This window comes from Kluyvera sp. (genome assembly GCF_047971185.1).
Classification (GTDB): Bacteria; Pseudomonadota; Gammaproteobacteria; order Enterobacterales; family Enterobacteriaceae; genus Kluyvera.
The window spans coordinates 159,732-182,119 of record NZ_JBKDZH010000033.1 but is presented as its reverse complement, the minus strand read 5'-3'; the positions used below and the strand labels follow the sequence as shown (position 1 = coordinate 182,119).

At 58.4% G+C, this 22,388-nt stretch carries 20 protein-coding genes and 1 riboswitch; of the genes, 8 read left to right on the top strand and 12 right to left on the bottom strand.

From position 1 onward, the window contains the following. Positions 1–191: 191 nt before the first annotated feature. A riboswitch (M-box (ykoK) riboswitch) is annotated at positions 192–375 on the top strand. Between the two features lie 54 nt (positions 376–429). Further along, positions 430–1,446: a magnesium transporter gene (locus ACK5JN_RS09190; protein ID WP_416869885.1), complete on the top strand. Its 1,017-nt coding sequence runs from the start codon at positions 430–432 to the stop codon at positions 1,444–1,446. A gap of 146 nt (positions 1,447–1,592) precedes the next feature. Here ACK5JN_RS09190 and ACK5JN_RS09185 read toward each other — a convergent pair whose 3' ends face one another. From ACK5JN_RS09185 to nhoA, 3 genes are all read right to left on the bottom strand, one after another. Then, complete coding sequence (locus ACK5JN_RS09185; RefSeq protein WP_416869884.1) at positions 1,593–2,114, bottom strand: shikimate kinase; 522 nt, start codon at positions 2,112–2,114, stop codon at positions 1,593–1,595. Between the two features lie 41 nt (positions 2,115–2,155). Further along, entirely contained in the window at positions 2,156–2,947 is a 792-nt protein-coding gene (locus tag ACK5JN_RS09180; protein WP_416869883.1) for an MBL fold metallo-hydrolase, read from the bottom strand. A gap of 100 nt (positions 2,948–3,047) precedes the next feature. Continuing rightward, positions 3,048–3,893, bottom strand: a complete 846-nt coding sequence (nhoA, locus tag ACK5JN_RS09175) for an N-hydroxyarylamine O-acetyltransferase (protein WP_416869882.1) — start codon at positions 3,891–3,893, stop codon at positions 3,048–3,050. A gap of 183 nt (positions 3,894–4,076) precedes the next feature. Here nhoA and ACK5JN_RS09170 point away from each other — a divergent pair, with 183 nt between their 5' ends. The 4 genes from ACK5JN_RS09170 (at position 4,077) to ACK5JN_RS09155 (ending at position 9,894) form a co-directional block, all read left to right on the top strand. After that, positions 4,077–4,661, top strand: coding sequence for a flavin reductase family protein (locus tag ACK5JN_RS09170; RefSeq protein WP_416869881.1), 585 nt, complete (start codon positions 4,077–4,079; stop codon positions 4,659–4,661). A gap of 252 nt (positions 4,662–4,913) precedes the next feature. Then, positions 4,914–5,996: a glycoside hydrolase family 88/105 protein gene (locus ACK5JN_RS09165; protein WP_416869880.1), complete on the top strand. Its 1,083-nt coding sequence runs from the start codon at positions 4,914–4,916 to the stop codon at positions 5,994–5,996. Positions 5,997–6,027: 31 nt separating this feature from the next. Further along, positions 6,028–8,511 carry a hypothetical protein gene (locus tag ACK5JN_RS09160; RefSeq protein ID WP_416869879.1) on the top strand — a complete coding sequence of 828 codons (2,484 nt, stop codon included), beginning with the start codon at positions 6,028–6,030 and terminating at the stop codon, positions 8,509–8,511. A 36-nt stretch (positions 8,512–8,547) separates the two neighbouring features. Continuing rightward, positions 8,548–9,894 carry an MFS transporter gene (locus tag ACK5JN_RS09155; RefSeq protein WP_416869878.1) on the top strand — a complete coding sequence of 449 codons (1,347 nt, stop codon included), beginning with the start codon at positions 8,548–8,550 and terminating at the stop codon, positions 9,892–9,894. Between the two features lie 25 nt (positions 9,895–9,919). Here ACK5JN_RS09155 and ACK5JN_RS09150 read toward each other — a convergent pair whose 3' ends face one another. Together ACK5JN_RS09150 and ACK5JN_RS09145 are read right to left on the bottom strand one after the other, a co-directional pair. Then, positions 9,920–10,960, bottom strand: coding sequence for a LacI family DNA-binding transcriptional regulator (locus ACK5JN_RS09150; RefSeq protein ID WP_416869877.1), 1,041 nt, complete (start codon positions 10,958–10,960; stop codon positions 9,920–9,922). Between the two features lie 3 nt (positions 10,961–10,963). Then, a complete protein-coding gene (locus ACK5JN_RS09145; RefSeq protein WP_416869876.1) occupies positions 10,964–11,785 on the bottom strand; it encodes a helix-turn-helix domain-containing protein in 822 nt (273 codons plus the stop codon). A gap of 201 nt (positions 11,786–11,986) precedes the next feature. On the opposite strand from ACK5JN_RS09145, the gene ACK5JN_RS09140 reads away from it, so the two are divergent. Both ACK5JN_RS09140 and ACK5JN_RS09135 read left to right on the top strand, forming a co-directional pair. After that, the gene (locus ACK5JN_RS09140) at positions 11,987–13,558 is read left to right on the top strand and encodes a sugar hydrolase (protein ID WP_416869875.1); all 1,572 of its coding nucleotides are present in this window, start codon (positions 11,987–11,989) and stop codon (positions 13,556–13,558) included. A gap of 22 nt (positions 13,559–13,580) precedes the next feature. Next, entirely contained in the window at positions 13,581–14,960 is a 1,380-nt protein-coding gene (locus tag ACK5JN_RS09135; protein WP_416869874.1) for a glycoside-pentoside-hexuronide (GPH):cation symporter, read from the top strand. A 38-nt stretch (positions 14,961–14,998) separates the two neighbouring features. On the opposite strand, the gene pptA is transcribed toward ACK5JN_RS09135, so the two are convergent. Beyond that, positions 14,999–15,226, bottom strand: a complete 228-nt coding sequence (pptA, locus tag ACK5JN_RS09130) for a tautomerase PptA (protein ID WP_416869873.1) — start codon at positions 15,224–15,226, stop codon at positions 14,999–15,001. 182 nt (positions 15,227–15,408) lie between these two features. On the opposite strand from pptA, the gene ACK5JN_RS09125 reads away from it, so the two are divergent. Continuing rightward, complete coding sequence (locus ACK5JN_RS09125) at positions 15,409–16,320, top strand: LysR family transcriptional regulator (RefSeq protein ID WP_416869872.1); 912 nt, start codon at positions 15,409–15,411, stop codon at positions 16,318–16,320. Here ACK5JN_RS09125 and paaY read toward each other — a convergent pair. The 6 genes from paaY to ACK5JN_RS09095 form a co-directional block, all read right to left on the bottom strand. Further along, a complete protein-coding gene (paaY, locus tag ACK5JN_RS09120) occupies positions 16,317–16,913 on the bottom strand; it encodes a phenylacetic acid degradation protein PaaY (RefSeq protein ID WP_416869871.1) in 597 nt (198 codons plus the stop codon). The genes ACK5JN_RS09125 and paaY overlap by 4 nt on opposite strands. Positions 16,914–16,924: 11 nt before the next feature. After that, on the bottom strand, positions 16,925–17,851 hold the full coding sequence (paaX, locus tag ACK5JN_RS09115) for a phenylacetic acid degradation operon negative regulatory protein PaaX (protein WP_416869870.1): 927 nt from the start codon (positions 17,849–17,851) through the stop codon (positions 16,925–16,927). A gap of 156 nt (positions 17,852–18,007) precedes the next feature. Next, positions 18,008–19,321: a phenylacetate--CoA ligase PaaK gene (gene paaK / locus ACK5JN_RS09110; protein WP_416869869.1), complete on the bottom strand. Its 1,314-nt coding sequence runs from the start codon at positions 19,319–19,321 to the stop codon at positions 18,008–18,010. Between the two features lie 28 nt (positions 19,322–19,349). Then, entirely contained in the window at positions 19,350–20,555 is a 1,206-nt protein-coding gene (pcaF, locus tag ACK5JN_RS09105; RefSeq protein WP_416869868.1) for a 3-oxoadipyl-CoA thiolase, read from the bottom strand. After that, positions 20,555–20,977: a hydroxyphenylacetyl-CoA thioesterase PaaI gene (paaI, locus tag ACK5JN_RS09100; RefSeq protein WP_416869867.1), complete on the bottom strand. Its 423-nt coding sequence runs from the start codon at positions 20,975–20,977 to the stop codon at positions 20,555–20,557. Before paaI ends, pcaF begins: the two co-directional genes overlap by 1 nt. Then, on the bottom strand, positions 20,970–22,388 hold the full coding sequence (locus ACK5JN_RS09095) for a 3-hydroxyacyl-CoA dehydrogenase (RefSeq protein WP_416869866.1): 1,419 nt from the start codon (positions 22,386–22,388) through the stop codon (positions 20,970–20,972). The genes paaI and ACK5JN_RS09095 overlap by 8 nt, the downstream gene beginning before the upstream one ends.

The window sequence follows — 22,388 nt, the reverse complement described above, 5'->3', positions numbered from 1 at the left end:
CGTTTTAATCCCTGTAGCCCGGCCGAGCATCGCGACGCCGGGTTTTTTACGCCACAAACAAAATATTAAACCTATTCTCAACCACTTTATCTTTCACCACCACAATGCGTAATAACGCGCTATATTATGCTCGTTGAATTAACCGTGGTGTCATATAGCACACGGGAAATATAAATTCACCGCATCGTAATTAATAATCTTGTTATGGCGAGGCTCCTGAACAAATACAAGTTATCGCCCTGATGGTATCGAGAGAGACCATCACAGGGAAATACAGGCATCCATCGAATCAAGGTGTTGCCAAGATAACTTCTGACGGCTCAAGGCCGTACAGATACGTTGTTCAGTGCTAAAACCGGGACGTAGGGATTTTTCTCAGCTCTTCCAGTTTTTGTCGCCCTATAAGAACGTTTCTATAGGGAATATCCAATGTCGCACATTAATGCAAGCGTAACGTACTACCCCGCTCATCATCACGCCGCCGGTGATATTATCTCAAACTATATGTCACGAGATTTTATTTCACTGCCGGAACAACTTAACGTAAAAGCGGCCCGCGAGCTTTTCTTACACCAATTAAACGACGATCGTTTCCCCTGCGCCATATTTGTGGTTTCCGGTGATAGTCTGCGCGGAATATTATCGACACGCAAACTGTTGCAGGCATCCGATGAGCAGCAACCGATCGCGCAGCTGATGAACGCCGCCCTGTTTCACGTCAGCCCGGACGATTGCCGTGACGTGGCGGCCGGGTTAATTGATAAACACCATTTGACCCTGCTACCGGTGATTGAAAACGGCAAACTCATCGGTTGCCTGAATGAAAAAGAGATAGACCAGCTGCTGGCGGACGAAATCACCGAAGATGCGCAGCGTCAGGGAGCCACCCTGCCGCTTGAAAAGCCGTACCTTGAGATAAGCCCGGTGGCGCTGTGGAAAAAACGCGCCGTCTGGCTGCTGCTGTTATTCATTGCCGAAGCCTATACCAGCACCGTTATTCAGCACTTTGAAGAGGCGCTGGAGTCGGCGATTGCGCTGGCCTTCTTTATCCCGCTGCTGATCGGCACCGGAGGCAACAGCGGAACGCAGATCACCTCCACGCTGGTCCGCGCCATGGCGCTGGGCGAGGTGGGCCTGCGTGACCTCGGGCGGATTTTACGTAAAGAGATGTCGACGGCGATGCTGGTGGCCATCACCTTAGGCGCGGCGGGCTGTCTGCGGGCGTGGATGATGGGCATCGGCCCGGAGATCACCTTTATCGTCAGCCTGACGCTGGTGTGCGTTACCCTCTGGAGCGCGGTGGTCTCGTCGGTCATTCCGCTGGTTATCAAGCGGGTCGGCATCGACCCGGCGGTGGTCTCCGCGCCGTTTATCGCGACGCTGATTGACGGCACCGGGCTGATTATCTACTTCAAAATCGCCCAGCACTTCTTAGGGTTAAACTAACCTGTTGAGATCGTAAACGCCTGCAGCTCTATTCGTTATCTTTCCGGGGCTGTAGGCCGGATAAGGCAAGGCCGCCATCCGGCAATGTGCAGCGGGTTGCCTGATGGCGCTACGCTTATCAGGCCTACAAGATTTAAATTGCCCGCCTACAGTGCGACCATAATGTTGTGAACAATGACTTCCGGTGAGCCCATTGCGAAAATCTGGATATCGCCCAGCGCCATATAGTCGGGAAATCGCTGGCGGAACCTGGACTCTTCTTTATCCCGAATGAGCCCAAATCCGCGTTTAAGCTGACGCGTAACGATGCAGCCACACGCGACATCGACATCCTTTGATGGCATAAGCAGAATCGAACGACCGCTTTCCCGCACGCGCTGGCGGTTGCGTTCGACAATATCCGGACGAATATCGGTGGCAAGAAATCCGGAAGATAGCGCAAAAACCACATTCTGCTGGCACCGCTCAAGCAACAGCGCGTCAAACAACGCAGCGTTTTGCTCAAGATAGGCTTCATAGCCGTCAGATTTAAGGTACTCACGGATGTTCGCTACGCGCTCACAAAATTGCGCATCGAGATCGACAAACGCATACCCCAAACGAACGGCCAGTTTTTCCCCGACGGTACTTTTTCCTGCACCGCCCGGACCAATCAGAAAAAGATGCATTATTTCCTCATAAATTAAACCGAACAACGCCAGAAGTATCGCTATTCAAATACAAACGTATCTCCGGTCGCCGGGGAGATAACCTCCGGCAGCCACAGCTTGCCCCACAACCCGGTACAATGGCAGGCCATGACTTTATCGGGCTTCAGCTGATGCAGAAAATGCCTGACCTGCCAGAGCGTGCGCGGTGAAGCGCAGCGCAGATGAAAGCCGCCGATAATCGCATGAACCTTCTCGATTCCGGTAATCTGCTGGCAGTGCCGGACGATATTAACGACCCCACGGTGCCCGCAGCCGGTAATGATCACCAGCCCGCGTTCAGACAGATAAATCAGCACGCCCTCATCGATAACGAAATCCGTTTTATCGCCGGTCACGCCATAGGCCTTCGGGCTATCGACGGCAATCTCACCCGACCAGATAAAACGGTCGCTAATCTGCAACGGTGTGCGGGTGTATTCCATACGATGACGAGCGTAATTAATCTCCCGCGACAGCTTTTTCAGCTTGTGGCTGCGCCCCGCAACCTTCACAGCGGCAAAGCGTTCGCGGCCAATTGTTGGGTGGCAGATAATGCGACTGTTGTCCGGCAGCCAGGGAACGCCGCCGCAGTGGTCGTAGTGACCGTGCGAAAGCACCGTCGCCGTGAGGTTATCCAGCGAAATTCCCATCCGCACGGCATTGTTCTGGAAGCTGTCATCGGGGCCGGTGTCGAAAAGAATGGAGGTACTGTCATCCTTGAGCAACAAACTTAATCCCGCTTTGGCCCTTAGTCCGCTATCGGCACCGCGAGCCAGTTGGTTTTCAAGTAAAACGCGAAGTGTTAATGCCATTATCTCATCCCTGAAAATTTGTAGCCCGGCCAGGCGAAGCGCCGCCGGGAAGTAGCACGATGCTAAACCCCGGCGGCGCTTCGCCTGGCCGGGCTACAGGTTATTTCCCAGCGTCTGGATGGGTGTCGAACGCGGCCATCACCGCCGCCAGTTCACTGACGCTGAAGCCGTATTTCGGGTCGTTGACGCCAAGCCCGAAGCGGGTTTGCAGCGCTTCGTACAGCGTGGGCACGTCCGGGAAATCGATCTTTTCCACCACGTGGTGTTTATCCCAGTGGGTAAAGTGGAAGTTGGTCAGCGTCATTTTGCCGCCGTCCGGTAGATGGCGGCACATCAGCAGGTGATGGCGGAAATGCGACTGCGGCCAGTGCGCCGACCAGAAGTTGCCCATCACGTAGTCAGAAGCGTACTGGCGGCCTAAATCAAAGTGATACATCGACTGCCAGTGATCGTGATGGCTATATTGCAGGATCCACTCCTGATTTTCATACAGCAAACGGTAATCACCGTGCGGGGTCGATTGCACAATATCCGCCAGCAGCTTGATCGGCGCGGTCAGCGTCTGGCCGCCAAAACCAACGTCGGCAATCCAGCGCTCGCCGTCGACCTCGACCAGCAGCAGGCGATGAGTACGCGGCGGCATCTGCGGCGGATGCGCCAGCACAACCCGCCCCAGCAGGCTACGCACGTGGAAGCCAATCTCCCGCAGCACGCGCTCAAACAGCCCGTTCTGCTCAAAACAGTAGCCGCCGCGACGGGCGTTGACCAGCTTGTCTTCCAGCGCCTGGTCGTCAAGATGCATCTCGCGCGGCAGCAGAACATCAAGGTTCTCAAACGGGATCGCGCTGTTGTGGTGGCTATGCAGCGTTCGCAGCGTCTCGAGCGAGACATCCGGCGTGCCCGTCCAACCCAGACGAGCAAAATAGGCGTTTAAAAAAGGGGTCATCAATGGCTCCAGCATGAGGTTTCCGTCTTTTATAGCCTATTTTACGCTTAGGAATGATTGTTTTGTGCGATCGGTTGAACCCGCGTGTACAACGTTAAGCGTCTCACTTTATTCTGTATATTGCTGACGCTTTCGCACGATTTAGTGTGTTACCCGTATCTCTTTACTCTCAGAGGAACCTCTATGAGCCGTTTTCGCCCCGTCGAACTTCACCACGCCAGCCGTCTACTTAACCACGGCCCGACCATTCTGATCACTAGCTATGACACCGAAACACAACGTCGCAATATCATGGCCGCCGCCTGGTCAATGCCGGTGGAATTTGAGCCGCCGCGTATTGCCATCGTGGTGGATAAGAGCGCGTGGTCGCGGGAGATCATTGAACGCAACGGTACCTTTGGCATCGTGGTGCCGGGCGTGGCCGCCGCCAGCTGGACCTACGCGGTCGGCAGCATCAGCGGGCGCGACGAGGATAAGTTCAACGCCTACGGTATTCCGGCCATCAACGGCCCGATCCTGGGCCTGCCGCTGGTCGAGGAGAAATGCCTGGCGTGGATGGAGTGCCGCCTGCTGCCCGCCACCGCCGCGGCGGCGCAGTATGACACGCTGTTTGGCGAAGTGGTGTCGGCAGCGGCGGATGAGCGGGCGTTCGTCGCCGGTCGCTGGCAGTTCGACGATGATAAGCGCAATACGTTGCATCATCTCGGCGCGGGGACGTTTGTCGCCAGCGGAAAAGTGATTCGCGTCCCGCTGACAGACGGGCAGTAAGGTGTTTTTGCTGACTGCGCAAAAAATTTGTGCAGTCACAATCCACAAAATAAAATGCTGTTCCAACAACCTCTTGTTTTATCGACAATTCCACCCTATCGGCCAACAAAAAAAGCCGCGACTTCAGCCGGAAAAATATCGGCAATGCTCACAGAATACAAACGCAAAAATTTTTCGTATTGCGCATGCGAAATGTCAGGTGATTTAATTCTTATTGCCAAATCATCTTTAGACGTAGACTGAGAATAAAAAATGGAAAAGCGTTCACTGAATAAAAATATTGAATTACTGCTGCGCGGCTTTACTGAATTAAAAGATAACGGGCGTTTTAATGAGCCCAATCTTGACGGTAGCGCAGGAGATTATATTTCATTCTCCAGCTGGGAATGGCCGCAGGGCGTTGGGCTGTTTGGGCTGGTGCGTTTATGGGAAAACACGAAGTCTGATGAGCTATATCAAATTATCGACAGCTGGTTTCAGGGAAATATCGAAAAAGGGCTGCCGAGTCTCAACGTGAATACCACCGCGCCGATGCTGCCTCTCTCACTGTTCTGGTCTCATCACCGACAGCCGCACTATCAGCAGGTGCTGGATAACTGGGCGAACCGCGTCATGACGGAACTGCCACGTACGCCGGAACAGGGCTTCCAGCACGTGGTGTCCGACGGCATTAACGAGATGGAGATCTGGGACGACACGCTGTTTATGGTGGTGCTGTTCCTCGCGCACTACGGCACGGTATCCGGCCGTCAGGAGCTGGTTGACGAGGCGGTACGGCAGTTCCTGCTGCATGCGCGCTATCTTAACGATCCGCAAACCGGGTTGTGGTACCACGGCTGGAGCTTTGTCGAGAACAGCAACTTTGCCAATGCGCGTTGGGCGCGCGGCAATGCGTGGATCACCGTGGGCATTCTCGAGCTGCTGGAGCTGGCCGACGTGGGTGCGGGCGTGCGCGCCTACCTGATTGAGTGCCTGAAAAAGCAGGTCAACACGCTGATTGACCTACAGGCGGAAAACGGCGCATGGCACACCCTGCTCGACCACCCTGACTCTTATACCGAAATTTCTGCGACCGCGGGTTTTGGCTATGGCTTATTAAAAGGTGCGCGCCTGGGGATTGGCGATGAGCGGTGGCAACAAGCAGGAATGAAAGCGCTGGCAATTGTTCAGGAAAATATTGATGCCGAAGGGACGGTACACAATGTTTCTTACGGCACACGAATGGGGCGAACACTGCAATTTTATAAAGATATTCCATTACAACCTACCGGTTATGGGCAGGCGCTAGCCATATTATGTCTGAGTGAAGGTTTGCGTCTGACTGATAACAAATAAAACACAACACTTCTCTTCCGGAGAAATAATAATGAGCATTGAATATAGTTATTTTAATTTAACGGCGGGTAACGCCGTGCGCTACTGGCAACTATCCGATATTACAAGTCTGCGCTATGACACCGCGGATTCGCCGATGGCCGGCGAAATGGATCCGTTTTTCTTTTTAAGCAAACACAAAAACTTTATTCCGCATACCTACCCCTGCCGTGACGATTTTCGCCAGCGCTTTGCCGGGCAAAAGCCACGGCCGTTTGCCAGCGCCAGCTACTCGCGCTGGTGGTTCCCGTTTGCCTCCGACAGAGTGGATCTGTCCGGCTTCTGGTTCCGGCCAACCCGCGTCGGCGCGTGGGCCAGAACGCGGCTCGAGTGCCCGCAGGCGGGTGAGTATCGTTTCCGCCTCGCAACCTGCGGCGGTGCGGTGCTCAAGCTGAACGGCGAAGAAGTGCTGTGGATGGCGGATTATCAGCGCAATCTGGAAAACCAGCGTGAGTTCAGCCTGACGCTACAGGCGGGAATCAACGAACTGGAGCTGTGGTTTGATGACCTGGCCGAACGCGATATCCGCTTCTTTTTCCAGCTCAACTATCTCGCCGGTGAACCGCTGCGCATCGCGCTGGAAACGCCGCTTGCCGACGCGCGGGTCAAAGAGATGGAACAGCTGCTGGACGGCGTTTCCTTTGAACACCCGGTGTATAACCGCGGTACCATCCGGCTGGTATTCCCGCAGCCGGCCTCGACGGACTATGCCCTGCACGTCAATGTGCTTGGCGACTTTATCTCACTCGATGAGCCAGTCTCACTCGACAGCCAACTGGCCGCCGGTGAATCGGTGGTGGCCATCGCTGAAAGCGAAGCCATCCCGGCGGATTTCCGTAATTTCCACATCACACTGCAACGCGAAGGGTTCCAGATAAGCCGCACGCTAGGCGTTGAAATCTGCCACGCAGACCGTCAGACCGAGATCCCGCAGATGCAGGACGCCCGGATCGCTGAAGCGCTTAGCGTGGTCGCTCATGAAGGCGAATACAGCAGCGTCAAAGCGCTGGCGCGCCTGGCCTGCGGCCTTAACGACGAACAGACCCAGCAGATGCTGGATGGCGTACTGCCATCGGTACTCGACTGCCATGATTGCGCCGACTTTACGCTTGTGCCGCTGCTGTGGTGCCGCACGGTGTGGGGCGACGATATCGATCCGGCGGTGCGCGGGCGCATTGATGACGCCATTCTGCGTTTCCGTTACTGGATGGATGAACCGGGCAACGACGTCCAGTGGTACTTCTCTGAGAACCACGCCCTGCTGTTCCACACCGCAGCGCTGCTGGCCGGTAACCTTTTCCCGGACGCCATTTTCACCCGTTCCGGGCGCAGCGGGCGCGAACAGGCGGCGGCAGGTAAAGCCCGCGTCATCAGCTGGCTGGATCACTTTGAACAGTGCGAAATGGCCGAGTGGAACTCTGCACCCTACTTCCCGATCGATCTGAAAGGGCTCACTGCGCTGGCAGCGCTGTCGGGCGACGCGCAGATAAGCCAACGGGCCATTGCCGCAATCGAGCGCCTGCTCGCGCAGATTGCCCGTTCCGCCCACCAGGGTTTCCTCACCGCCTCGCAGGGACGTTCTTACGAACATACCTTACGCGCCGGGCGTTCTCTGGAACTGGCGGCGATTTCACGTCTGCTCTGGGGCAAAGGCAACTACGGCTGCCGGTTCCACGCGCTGCCGCAGTTAGCGCTGCTGCTGCGTGATGGCCTGCTCAATCTCCCGGCGGACCTGGCCGATGTTGCCGCCTGGCAAAAAGAGAGCGCCATTGAGTGGTGTTTCGCGCAGGGCGCTAACCGCATTGCTCGCCTCTATCACTACAAAAATCGCCACGCGGCGATGGGGTCCATTGCGGGCTATCGCTGGGGCGAATGGGGCTACCAGGAGACGCCGTTCCATTTACGTCTGGGTCATCAACCCGAAGCGCAGATCTGGATTAACCATCCGGGCGAAACCCTGCACGGCGGTTTTGGTCGTCCTTCCTACTGGGGCGGCTGCGGCACGCTCCCCCGCGTTCAACAGTACCGCGGGCTGGCGGTGTTGATTTTCAATCTGCATGAGGATCAACCGCCTTTCACCCACGCGTGGCTACCGCAAAGTCAGTTTGATGAGGTTGTTATCGACGGCCAGCGCGCCGCCGTGCGGAGCGGCGACGGGATGGCGCTGCTGATGGGTAACCAGGCGTTTGAAACGGTAACCACTGGCCCAACCCGAGGCTGTGAAATTCGCCTTAACGGGCAACAAACCTGCTGGCTGGTGCGCATCAATGACCATGTCGATAGCAGCCTGGAGACCTTCAGCGCGCGCTTTAGCCATCTGGCTATGACGCAGCATGATGACGGCAGTATCGAAGTCAACGATCCGCAGTACGGAACGGTGCGCTTCCTGGCTGATGGACGCATCGACGCGGAAGGCCGCACGCTCGATCCGCAGCAGTGGAGCGTGATGGGCAGCAGCCGTGAACTTCCTCTGTAACCAACGCCCGGCAGAGACCGGGCAAGGAAAATAATAATGGATACGCAAATCGACAAACCGTCTGTGCCTTCCGGGCAGACCTCTGGTGATGTAAATCCGAACAATCTACACAATCCCGCACGCGAGGTGGCGAAACCGAAAAGCAACTATCGCTGGGTCGTCTGTTCGATGCTGGTGTTTGCCACGACGGTTAACTATATGGACCGTCAAATCCTCGGCCTGCTGGCCCCGATGCTGCAAAAAGATATCGGCTGGACGCAGATGGAGTACAGCTGGCTGGTCAACGCCTTCACCGTGGCCTACGGCGTCGGCACCCTGGTGTGCGGGCGTATTATCGACAAACTGGGGACCAAAATTAGCTATGCGGTAGCGATGGTGGTCTGGAGCGCCGCGGCGATGGCGCATGCCGTCGTCGGTTCGGTCGCGGGCTTCGCATTGGTGCGTATACTGCTCGGGCTGGGGGAATCAGCTAACTTCCCGGCGGCGATGAAGGTGATTGCCGAGTGGCATCCTAAAAAAGAACGCACGCTGGCAACGGGCATTCTTGGTGTGGCGGTCAATATCGGCGTGGTGATCTCGCCGGCGCTGATCCCGCTTATCGCGGTCCATTACGGCTGGCACGGCGCGTTCTTAATTCTGGGCGCCGTTGGCTTCCTGTGGCTGATCCCGTGGTTTATCGCCTTTGGTCCGATGAAAGCGAAAGCCAGCGCCGAGGAGCAGGCGTGGATTGCCCAGGATAAAGAAGAGACGGTCAGCGTTTCCGCGATCAAGTGGACACACCTGCTGGGCTACCGCCAGCTGTGGGCCGTGGCATTAGGTAAAATGCTGACCGACCCGATCTGGTGGTTCTTCCTCTTCTGGTTACCAAAATGGCTCAATGAGTCGCGCGGTATCAATATGGAAGGTTTAGGTCTGCCGCTGATTGTGATTTATCTCTTCGCCATCGTGGGCAGTCTGGGCGCGGGCTGGTTACCGGGTAAGCTGATGAGTAAAGGCGTAAGCACCGCCAGGGCGCGTAAAATCACCATGCTGATCTGTGCCTGTCTGGTACTGCCGATTTTCGCCGCCACGCAGGTCGAGAATCTGTGGGCTGCAGTCGCGCTGGTCGGGTTAGCGGCGGCGGCGCACCAGGGCTGGTCCGCCAATATTCTGACTTCCGTATCTGACCTGTTCCCTAGCGCCGCCGTTGGCTCTGTCGTCGGGATCGGCAGCACCTTCGGGATGATCGGCAGCGTGATCTTCTCGACGGTGATTGGCGCGGTGCTTGAAGCCTCCGGTAACTACTGGGCGCTGTTCGCCATCAGCTCCGTCGCCTACCTGCTGGCATGGGCGGTGATGTATCTGCTGCTGGTGCCGAAAATGGAACGGGCTAAATTCGACTAACCCGCTCGCTCTCCTCTTGCCCGCATCACCCGATGCGGGCTACTGACTGACGTTCTACGATAGCGCACGCCAGCTCAACGCGTCTGGGGATCTCCACGCTACCGGCAATCATATCCTGCAAGAGTTCCAGCGCCAGCGTGCCAATTTCCTGCACCGGAAGGTGAACGGTGGTCAACGGCGGCGTCGCGAACTCCGCCTGCGGCAGATTGTTCATGCCAATCACCGAGATATCGTCCGGCACGCGCAGCCCTAAAGCCCGCACGCCGTTGATCGCGCCCAGCGCCAGCGAGTCATTGGCGCACAGTATCGCGGTGCACTCGCGCGGATTGTCACGAAAACGCGCGATCACCGCCTGCTCCGCCAGCTCCGGCAGCCAGTCAGTGACCGTCAGAATACGCGAGTCGTCGCACACCAGTTGACGGCAGCGCATCGCTTCACGCCAGCCATCCTCCCGCTGTTCAATCGTGCGCCGACCAGGATGGGTCAAAAACAGAATGTCGCGATGGCCGCGCTCCAGCAGGTATTCACAGGCCATGCGGGTCGCCGAACGGTTACAGGGCAGTACGCTGGACAAGCGCATCAGCGGGTCTTCAGTATTCACCAATACCGCCGGTTTTTTCAGGTTCACCACGGTATTCAGAAAGCCGCTGTCATCCACGGTCAGCGCCAGTACGCCGCCGACATCGGGCTCTTCCAGTAGCGCCTGCAGAGCGCCGTCATCATTATCGTTGAGCGGATGCGTGGTGAGATCCACGCCCAGCACCTTTGCCCGCTCCTTCAACCCCTGTAAAACATACCAGCTAAACTGGTAGCGGTTATAATCCAGCATCGCCACCTGCGAAATGGCGAGTACGATCCGCGCACCGCCCAGCTCCTGAGCTGGCGTATAGCGCATGGCACGCGCCACTTCCTGAATGCGGGTACGCAGCTCATGGCTGACGCCTTTTTCGCCTGAGAGCGCCCGCGACACTGTGCTGAGCGAGGTGCGACAGCGGGTAGCGATGTCCTCCAGCCGGACGCGACGATACCCCATATCGCGCTCTGTCTGATTACGTGATTGACTCATTTTTCATCCTATCTGCCGCCGTTCTTCGCTCGGCGTAATCCCAAAGACTTTTTTATACAGCGTGGTGAAATGGTTACTGTTAGCAAAGCCGCATAAATAGGCAATTTCCGTCACCGGCATTTCCGTTTCGCGTAATTTAACCCGCGCCGACACCAGTCGCAGCCGCTTTAAATAGTTATCCGGCGTTAGCCCCGTCGCCTCTTTAATATGACGAAAAGCGGTGCGGGAGGTTAAATGAAAACGCTCCGCCAGCTGCTTCCAGTTATGATCTTCAAAACAGTGCTCCTGAAGCCAGGTTAAAAGCTTATGCAGCTTATATTTGGTCGAGCTGTATTCCGCCTGCGTTTGTGCATATTGCAGCGTAGTCAGCAGCTGAAAAAAACGCGCTTCGCGTAGCGCCTGATTATCCGGCTCACGCATCGTCGGCAGAAAGATCTGGCTAATCATTTCCTTACAGGCCGTCCGCGTTTCCGGCGACAGCCAGCCGTAGCAGCTCGCCTGCTGCGCGGAAAATTGCCCCAGCAGGGTATCAATCTGCTGCAGATACTGAAATTCCACCTGCGGGTTGATCAAAATATTAATCAGCTTGAGGGTTCCCAGCTCATCGTAAAAATGAAAATCGCCGGACGTAACGTAAAAAACATCGCCCTGCTGAATATACAGCGGACGCCCGTTAATAACGTGTAGCCCGTGGCCCTGCTCGACAATCACCAATTCATCAAACTCGTGGCTGTGCTCGCAGTTATTATCCTCCGGGTCACTGGCATACATCGCCAGCTTGTCGCCAGTGCTGGCGAAATAATACTCAGTGGTCAGTGTCATCATCGCTGCTATCCAAACGTCCTACCGCACGATGGCACGATAAGTCATTTTCCCCTTCTCGACGATCGAGAATCGCGGAATTGTGATCGCCAATCGCACTATCACATTAGCAGTGCCATTTTTGCGGCAAATTTGGCATTCCCGGAGTGGTTGAGGCACCAGGCCGCGCCGTATGCTGCGAACAACTTATTCCGAGGACGCCTTATGTCACAAGCCATTCAGCTCAATGCTCAACTTCCAATGGTCCGCCAGCCGCATTTTTTACAGCAGGCGGACGCGCTGACGCCCGCACTGTATCGTCAGCCACAGCCGCCGCTGGCGGTCGTCGACGCCGTCGCCGATTCCCAGGCGTTATTCGGCTGGCGCGCCGAGCCGCGCTGCTCGCTGGAGGCGCTGTACCAGCGCGAATTCAGTGAAGGAGAAAGCGTCATTATCGATTTTGGCAGCCACTGCGTTGGCTACCTGCAGTTTGCCTGCTATAGCGCCGGCAGCCCGCCGGATGCCCCCGCCCACCTCCAGCTCACCTTTGGCGAAACGCTGAGCGAAGTTTGCGAGCCGTTTAGTGACTATCGCGGCTGGCTCAGCAGCAGCTGGCTGCAGCAGCAGGACCTGTGGCTGGATGTTCTGCCCGCCGAGGTAGCGCTGCCCCGCCGCTACTGCTGCCGATACGTCAAAATTGAGGTCAAGGCCGTGTCGCGCAAATTCCGTCTGCGCTTCGATAACCTGTTACTGACCACCGTCACCTCCGCGCCCGAGCGCTGCCCGCCCTGCGATAGCCACGATGCACAACTCCAGGCCATTGACCGGGTTTCCGTGCGGACGCTGAAAAACTGTATGCAGGAGGTGTTTGAGGATGGCCCGAAGCGCGACCGCCGCCTGTGGCTGGGCGATCTTCGCCTGCAGGCGCTGGTCAACGACGTCACCTTCGCCCATCACGATCTGGTGCGTCGCTGTCTGTATCTGTTCGCCGGGCATACCCGCGCCGACGGGATGGTGTCGGCTAACGTGTTCGTCAAGCCGGAGGTGATTGCCGACGACACCTTCCTGTTCGACTATTCGCTGTTTTTCGTCGACGTTCTCTACAACTACCTGCAAAGCGCCGAAGATATCGCCACCGCGCGCGAACTGTGGCCGGTCGCCAGACGGCAGCTCGAACTGGCGATGACCCGCCTGGATGAATGCGGCATCGTGCGCGACAGCGACGACTGGTGGGTATTTATCGACTGGCAGGAAAGTCTCAATAAACAGGCGGCGGCCCAGGGCGTCCTGATCTACTGCCTGCAGCGCGGCCTGTGGCTGGCCGAACGGTTTGAGCCGCAGCTTGCCGTCTCTTACCGCTCGCAGCTACAGCGCTTAAAAACCGCCGCGCAGGCACAGCTGTGGGATGAGGCTCAGGGCTATTTTGTCAGCGGCAGCGCGCGCCAGGTCTCATGGGCTTCGCAAATCTGGCTGGTGCTGGCCGAGGTCGGTGACCCAGAGCAGCGTCTGGCGGTCATGCAGCGGCTGCTCAGCCACCCGCCGGCCATCGCCATGAACACCCCCTATCTCCGCCATCACTTTATCGCCGCGCTGCTGCAATGCGGTTTGCGTGAGCGGGCGATCGCGGAGATCAAAGCCTACTGGGGCGAGATGGTGCGCTATGGCGCGGACACCTTCTGGGAGGTATTTGACCCGCAGCACCCCGAATTTTCACCCTATGGCAGCAAGCTCATTAACAGCTACTGCCACGCCTGGAGCTGCACCCCGGCCTGGTTTATCCGCCTGTACGGTCTATAACAACTAACGCGAGTCTATTTCTATGGCAGAAACAACGTTTGAACGCTGGAAACAGCGCGTGGGCTACGGCATAGCCGACCTCTCCTGCAACCTGGTGTGGCAGCTTATTTCGCTCTACCTGATGTTCTTTTACACCGACGTGATGGGCTTACCGGCTTACTACGTTGGGCTGATGTTCCTCGTCACCCGCCTGGTCGACGGCGTCGCCGACGTGCTGATGGGGCTGGTGATTGATAATACCTCCACCCGCTGGGGGCGCTGCCGCCCCTATTTGCTGATTGGCGCGGTGCCGTTTGGCCTGCTGTGCATTCTGGCCTTCTACGTGCCGGATTTTGGCACCACCGGCAAGCTGGTTTACGCCTTTGTGACCTACCTGTGCCTATCGTTTCTGTATACGCTGGTCAATATCCCGTTCTGCGCGATGCTACCATTCCTGACCAACGACTCCGGCGAACGCACCACGCTCTCGACCGTGCGTATTTTGCTCGGTTCCCTCGGCGCCACCCTCGTCGCCGTCGCCACCCTGCCGCTGGTGAGTGCGTTGGGTAACGGTAACCAGGCGCACGGTTTCTTCTACACGGCGATCGTGTTCGGCGTGATTGCCACCTTCTTCCTGCTGGTGAGCTTTCGCAACGTGAAAGAGAGCATCAGCATTACCCAGGAGCGCATGACCCTCAAGCGCGCGTGGACCAGCCTGCGTTCCAACCGCCCGTGGTTTGTTTTCGCCATCAACATCTTTCTGATGTGGGGCGCATTTTTCTTCCAGACCGGCGCGCTGGTGTACTTCTTCCACTATTACGTCGGCAACGTAGAGCTGACGGCGGTGGTCGCCGGTATTTCCACCTTCGTGCCGCTGCTGGGCACGCTGACGGTGCCCATGCTCGCGAAGCGGATGAAAAAACGCCACGTCTATCTGGTGGCGAGCGCCATCAATCTGCTGGGGATGGGGGTGATGATTGTTGCCGGGGCCAACAGCTGGGGGCTGGTTATCGGCGCGGTGATCCTGTCGCTGGGCGCGGGACAGCGCACGGCGATTTACTTCTCGATGCAGGCCGACCCGGTGGACTACGGCGTATGGAAAACCGGGATTAATACCGCCGGTATTCTCACCTCGATCAATGGTTTCCTCGGTAAAGTCGCCATGGCGGGCGCGGGGGCGATTATTGGCGTCCTGCTCTCTTCCAGCGGCTACGTTGCTAACGAGGTGCAAAGCAACAGCGCGATGCTGGCGATTAAGGCCTGCTACCTGTATATCCCGGCCTTGTTGATCGTCGCTTCCATGATCTGCATCGGCCGTTTCTATCGGCTGGATGACGATTACGAGCGCATTCGCGCCGACCTGGATGCCGGGCGCGGCGCGCCGGCAGAGGCTCCCGCGGTGGCGATCGCCAAAACCGCGTAATCGCACCGCAGTAGCCCGGCCATCGGGCTACTGCCTCATCACATGCTGTAGCCCGATTTTTTAATCAGCTTATCCATCTGCGGCGCAATCTCGCTCTCCCACACCTGCTGCCAGTCGCTCTCCTGCACCTGATTCAGGGCGACGCTGACCGAGCGGTCTTTGGTATTCAGATGGCGAATCAGCACTTCGGTGATGTCCGCGGCCAGCGCGGTTTTCTGTTCATCGCTCAGCTCGCGGGGAAAACATTTAATATCAACGTGTGGCATCGGCAGGACTCCTTATAGTTGGAACCCTAAAGCTACCACATTCAGGCCGGGTCTATCGTCATTTCGTGCGCTAAAACAGCGGCTTGCTGCCCCCTTATCATCGGTTGCATATAAATCATCGGCGATTAAACTAAAAAAATCCCTCTGGAACTATGAACCAGATTCATCAATGGTCACTCCCTATGCTTAAAGACAATATCAACGATCTGATCTCCTTTATGGTCGTCGCGCGCGAACGTAGCTTTACCCGCGCGGCGGCGCAGCTGGGCGTGTCGCAGTCGGCGCTGAGCCACGCGATGCGTAATCTGGAGAGCCGCCTCGACGTCCGCCTGCTGACCCGCACCACGCGCAACGTCGCCCCGACCGAGGCGGGCGAAATGCTCTACCAGCGCCTCAGCCCGCATCTGCAGGAAATTGAGCAGGAGATTTCAGCGCTGCGCGATACCCGCGACCGCCCGGCGGGCAATATTCGCCTGACGGCCGGTGAGCATGCGATGAATACGGTGATCTGGCCGCGCATTAAGCCGTTTATGCAGCAGTATCCGGAAATCAACATTGAAGTGACCGTCGACAACGCCCTAACCGATATCGTTGACGAACGTTTTGACGCCGGTGTGCGGCTGGGGGAACAGGTGGCGCGCGATATGATTGCGGTGCGCATCGCCCCGGACATGCGGATGGCGGTGGTCGGTTCACCGGCCTATTTCACCCGCTACGGCATTCCGCAAACGCCGCACGATTTGCAGCAGCATCGCTGCATCAATATGCGCCTGCCGACCAAAGGCGGGCTGTACGCGTGGGAGTTTGAACAACACGGTGAGCCGCTACAGGTGCGCGTCGAGGGGCAACTGACGCTAAACTGCCTGCCGCAGCGTATTGAAGCCGCCGAAGCCGGTTTGGGGCTGGCCTACGTGCCGGATGACACCATCGCCGACAGCGTGGCCGCCGGGCGCTTACAGCAGGTGCTCACCGACTGGTGCGTACCGTTTGCCGGCTACTATCTTTACTACCCCAGCCGCCGCCAGCACACCACCGCCTTTGCGCTGCTGGTTGATGCGCTGCGCTACGCCTTGCCCGGCAAGACGACGGGCTAAATGGCTGACTTTGGCTGGAGGTTTTCATCAAACTCCAGCCGCTTTCTGTTGGGTTCCGCGGCGGTCAGCGGCTGCACCTCAGCCAGCGTCTTCTGGCAGCGTTCAACCAGCACCTGATATTCGCGGGTGCCCTGCTTTTTCCATGCCAGCTCCTGCTCGGTTAAGGCGCGAATGGCTTTTGCCGGGCTGCCGACAATCAGATGATTAGCGGGCATTTCCGCTCGCGCTTTGACGAACGCCGACGCCCCGACGATGCTGTTCTCACCGATGGTCGCGCCGTCAATGATCACCGCGCTCATTCCGACCAGCGCGTTACGGCCAATCACGCAGCCGTGCAGAATCGCCCCGTGGCCGATATGACCGTCCTCTTCCACTACCGTGTCCTGGCCGGGAAAGCCGTGCATCACGCAGTTATCCTGAATGTTGGCCCCGTCTTTAACCACGATGCGGCCAAAATCGCCGCGCAGGCTGGCATTCGGCCCCACGTAAACCCCTTTACCGAGGATCACATCGCCGATCAGCACGGCGGTGGGGTGAACGTAGCTTTCGCTCGGTACAACCGGGATCATCCCATCAATCTGATAAATCGGCATTTTAGCTCCTGTTACGCGTCCGTTAGCCCACCGAAGCGTTGATAGTAGAGCGGCCCCGGCGCGGGCAGTTCACCCACCGAGCTTTCGCCTTTTTCACTGACGAAAGCCTGCGCGCCGGGCGCAACGCGTTGATAAATATTGATACACAGCTGGCGCGCCGTCTGCCCCAGCCAGTGCGCGGGCAGCAGTTCTTCCGGCAGCAGCGGATCCTTCAGCACCACGCGGCGGTAAAAGTGAATCAGCAGCAGACGGATCTGGAAGCAGCGCTCCGGCGTTAACGCCTCCGCTTCGGCATCGCGTAATAGCGGCAGCAGCGGGCGGAACAGCGTGATAAACGCCTCGTACATGGCGTTCTGTTCAGTCAGATGCCAGCACTCCTCCACCCGCTCGCGCAGCGCGGCGCGGGAAAGCGCCAGCGGCGAATGCGCTTCAAAGAAGATGACGTTTTCCGCCACGCCCGCTTCGTGCAGCAGCGACTGTACGTCCGCCAGCTTTTGCGACGGCGAGGCCAGCAGGCTCGGTGCCAGCACGCCAAAACCTTGCCATAACAGCTGCTTTTTGACCTCGTTGAGGGTGTTTTTCTCCAGCCCTTCGGAAAGCAGCAGCAGCCAGGTGCCGTCCCACTCCGGGGCGCTGGCGCGATAGATTTTGCTCTCAGCGCGCCGCGTCAGGCGCAGCCCTTTATCGCTGAGACGGTAGAAACTGCGACGGCCAATGCGCACCACGTCCAGCCACTCTTCTTTGTTGAGGCGAAACAGCGCGGTACGCACAAAGCGTTCGCCGAACCCCAGCCCTTCCAGCAGCGCCGCGACGCTGCCGAGCCAGACTTCTCCGCCGCGCTGGGATAAACAGTCGCCGTACAGCGAGGCGATCAGCGAAGTGCCGCTGATGGGCATCGCCGTCACCGCCTGCTGAATAAAACTATCGAGTTTTTCCATATGATTCATACTGTTGTTATTTTTGTCCTTTTTGAATCATAGCACAGGAATCATGCCGGGACATGGCAGGATCGGGTAGCCCGGCCGAACGTAGTGACGCCGGGGTTTTGCACGGAACCGTCCCGGCGTCACTACGCTCGGCCGGGCTACATTTGCTTAGCCGTTGGCGGCCGCTTTACGCAGGTCAAACACGCGGCACGCCTTGCCTTCCGAGCGCGGAATGCTGCCGCAGTTGACGATGCTGACGTCGGTAGAAATGCCGACCATCGACTTAATGCGGTGGCGCAGATGATGGCAAATCTGGCAGCGCTGCTCGTGGCTTAACACCAGACTACTCTCTTTCAGCTCTACGCGAACGGAAAGTGAATCAAGATGCCCACGGCGGTCGACCTCCAGCTGATAATGCGGGGCCAGATGTTCAATCTTGAGGATCTCTTCTTCCAGCTGCGATGGGAAGACGTTAACGCCGCGAATAATCAGCATATCGTCGCTGCGGCCGCTGATGCGGTCCATGCGTCGCATGGTGCGCGCGGTGCCCGGCAGCAGTCGCGTCAGGTCGCGAGTGCGGTAGCGGATCACCGGCAGCGCTTCTTTGGTCAGCGTGGTAAACAGCAGTTCGCCGTGCTCGCCGTCGGCGAGCGGCGTACCGTCGTTCGGGTTGACCACTTCCGGGAAGAAATGGTCTTCCCAGATGGTCGGGCCGTCGCCGGTTTCAATGCATTCCATCGCCACGCCCGGCCCCATCACTTCCGACAGGCCGTAGATATCCAGCGCGGTAATGCCGAGGCGGCGTTCGATCTCCGCGCGCATGCCGCTGGTCCACGGTTCCGCGCCGAATACGCCGGTACGCAACGAACAGCCGCGCGCGTCGCCGCCCATCTGGCGCTCCAGCTCTTCAATCAGATTCAGGCAGTAGGACGGCGTCACCATGATCATATCGGGCTTAAAATCGCGGATCAGCTGCGCCTGTTTTTCAGTCTGGCCGCCGGACATCGGGATCACCGTCGCGCCTAAACGTTCCGCACCGTAGTGCGCGCCGAGGCCGCCGGTGAACAGGCCGTAACCGTAGGCGACGTGGATTTTGTCTTTCGCCGTACCGCCTGCGGCGCGCAGCGAACGGGCGACAATATTAGCCCAGGTATCGATATCATTTTGCGTATAGCCGACGACCGTCGGCTTGCCGGTGGTGCCGGACGACGCATGAATACGCACCACCTGCTCCATCGGCACCGCAAAGGTGTCGAACGGATAGTTGTCACGCAGGTCCTGCTTGGTGGTGCACGGGAACTTGCTCAGATCGCTCAGTTCACGAAAATCATCCGGATGCACGCCCGCCGCGTCGAACTTGCGGCGGTACATCGGTACATTCTGGTAGGCGTGCTGTAACGTCCACTTCAGGCGCGCGGTTTGCAGAGCCTGTAATTCGTCACGCGATGCAGTTTCAATCGGATCTAATGTTGTTGTTGTCATGTTGTAGGGCACTCGCAGGTCAATTAGCTCACACACGCTCGAGGATCAGGGCAATGCCCTGACCCACGCCAATACACATCGTACACAGCGCATAACGTCCATTGCGTCGTTCTAGCTCCAGCGTCGCCGCCAGCGCCAGCCGCGCGCCGCTCATCCCCAACGGGTGGCCTAAGGCGATGGCGCCGCCGTTCGGGTTCACATGGTCGGCGTCATCCGCCAGCCCCAGCTGTCTCAGCACGCCCAGCGCCTGGGCGGCAAAGGCTTCGTTCAGTTCGATAACGTCCATATCGTTAATATTCAGCCCGGCGCGCTCCAGCACTTTGCGCACCGCCGGAACCGGCCCCAGTCCCATGTATTTCGGCTCAACGCCCGCCGTGGCCATGGCGACGATGCGGGCGCGCGGCGTTAAGCCCTGCGCCCGCGCCTGCTGTTCGCTGGCGATAATCAGCGCCGCAGCGCCGTCGTTCACGCCGGAGGCATTACCGGCGGTCACCACGCCATGCTTGCGGAACGGCGTCTTCAGCGCGGCCAGCTGCGCCAGCGTGGTGTCCGCACGCGGATGTTCATCATCGCGCACCGCGCTGACCGCGCCCTTTTTACCGATAATCTGCACCGGCACGATTTCCTGCGCCAGAATGCCGTCGCGCTGGGCTTTGGCCGTGCGCTGCTGGCTGCGCCAGGCAAAAGCATCCTGATCGGCACGGCCGATATTTAACAATTTAGCTACATTCTCCGCCGTTTCCGGCATGCTGTCTGTGCCAAATTGTTGCTGCATGAGCGGGTTCACAAAACGCCAGCCGATGGTGGTATCAAACATCTCCGCCTGACGCTGGAACGGCGCGGTCGCTTTGCCCATCACAAACGGCGCGCGGGACATCGACTCTACGCCGCCGGCGATCAGCAAATCCGCGTCGCCGGCTTTAATCGCCCGCGCGGCAAAGCCAATCGCGTCCAGCCCGGAACCACACAGGCGGTTAATAGTGGTGCCGGAAACGCCGTGCGGATAGCCCGCCAGCAATGTTGCCATATGCGCCACGTTGCGGTTATCTTCCCCGGCCTGGTTGGCGCAGCCGAAGATCACATCATCGATACAGTCGGGGTCCAGCTGCGGGTTGCGGCACAGCAGTTCGCGCAGCGGGATCGCCGCCAGATCGTCGGCGCGTACGCCCGACAGCGCGCCGCCGTAGCGGCCAATCGGGGTACGAATTCCGTCACAAATAAAGGCGTCACGCATTAGAGTTCTCCTGTGATCGTGCCGCCGATGCGGTGCGATTTGCCGCGAAACAGGGCCACGATTTTTTGCTGCTGGTTGATAATTTCAATGTCATAGACGCCGGTCAGCTTGCCCTGCTGTTTCACCCGCGCGGTGGCGGTCAGCAGCTCACCGACAAAGGCGGGACGCAGGAAATCGATACTGGCGGCAGAAGCCACCGCCGCCAGCCCCTGGCTGTTACAGGCATAGGCGAATGCGGTATCGGCGAGCGAAAACAGCTGTCCGCCGTGGCAGGTTTGATGGCCGTTCAACATATTCGGTGACACGGCCATGGTCATCTGCGCGTAACCCTCATCCATTTCGACAATCCGGATACCCAGCGTTTTCGCGCAGGTATCGTTCTCGTACATGGCGCGAGCGTTGCGCCAGGCTTGATTACTCATGACGTATCTCCAGTAATGCTTTTTCGCGCAGCAGCGCGCTCGGGCGATAGCGTTCTTCGCCGTAATACCGTTGCAGGTTTTCCAGCAGGCGCAGCACCCGCCGCCAGCCGAGCGACTCGCCCCAGGCAATCGGGCCGTGCGGGTAGTTGACGCCCAGACGCATAGCGGTATCGATATCGTCCGCGCTGGCGACGCCTTTTTGCACCGCGTCCAGCGCTTCATTGGCCAGCATTGCCACCGTGCGCCATACCAGCAGGCCCGGGTAATCGGCGATATGCAGCACTTTCTTGCCCTGCTGCTGGAAGTCGTACACCGCTTTATCGGTCGCCGATGGCGGATTGGTAGCGGCGCTAGCCAGCACTACCGTATCGCCCGCCGCATAGTCATAGACCACGACCGGGCGCTGGTACTGCATGCTTAAGGCCAGCGCGGTTTCGCCGGTGGTTTCCAGCAGCAGCACCTCGTCCAGTTCGGTGACAACGTCACGCTTAATATTCTTTGCAGCAGATTGTGCTGATACCGCAGCCAACGCCAGCTCCGGCGGTGCTTCAACAGGCCAGCGATAGATGCCGTGACCGCTCTTCTTACCCAGACGCCCGGCGAGGGCCAGCTCCTGTTGCAGCAGCGACGGTAGAAAACGGCGGTCCTGCCAGAAGGCGTTAAACACCGAACAGGTGACGGCAAAGTTGACGTCCTGGCCAATCAGATCGGTCAGCGCCAGCGGCCCCATCGGGAAGCCGCCGCCGTCGCGCAGCGCCGCGTCTATCACTTCCGCGGGCGCCACCTGCTCTTCCAGCGCGCGCCAGGCTTCGGCGTAGTACGGTCGCGCCACGCGGTTGACGATAAACCCCGGCGTGGAACGGCAACGCACCGGCTGTTTGCCCCAGTGGCTGACGCACTGGCAAAGTTGCTCCACCACTTCGCTGGAGGTGGCAAGGCCGCTCACCACTTCCACCAGTTTCATCACCGGCGCAGGGTTAAAGAAGTGCAGACCCGCCACCCGTTCCGGGTGTTTAATGCCCGCCGCAATCGCAGTAATCGAGATAGACGAGGTGTTGCTGGTCAGCAGCGTCGACGGCGCACAAATCTCTGCCAGCTCGCTGAACAGCGCCTTTTTTATCTCCAGACGCTCGGATGCGGCTTCAATCACCAGCTGTGCTTCGGCCAGATGGTTTAATTCCGTGGCCGGTACAATACGCGCCAGCAGCGCCTGCGCCTGTTCGGCGCTCATTTTGCCGCGGCTGACGCGGCCTGCCAGGCGCTGGACAATACCATCGATGGCGCGGGCGATCGCGGTACTGGAAATGTCATACAGCAGCACCGTATGTCCGGCGCTGGCCGCCACTTCGACGATCCCGGCGCCCATCGTGCCGCCGCCAATCACCGCGACGGTGTGAAGAGTTTGCGTCAT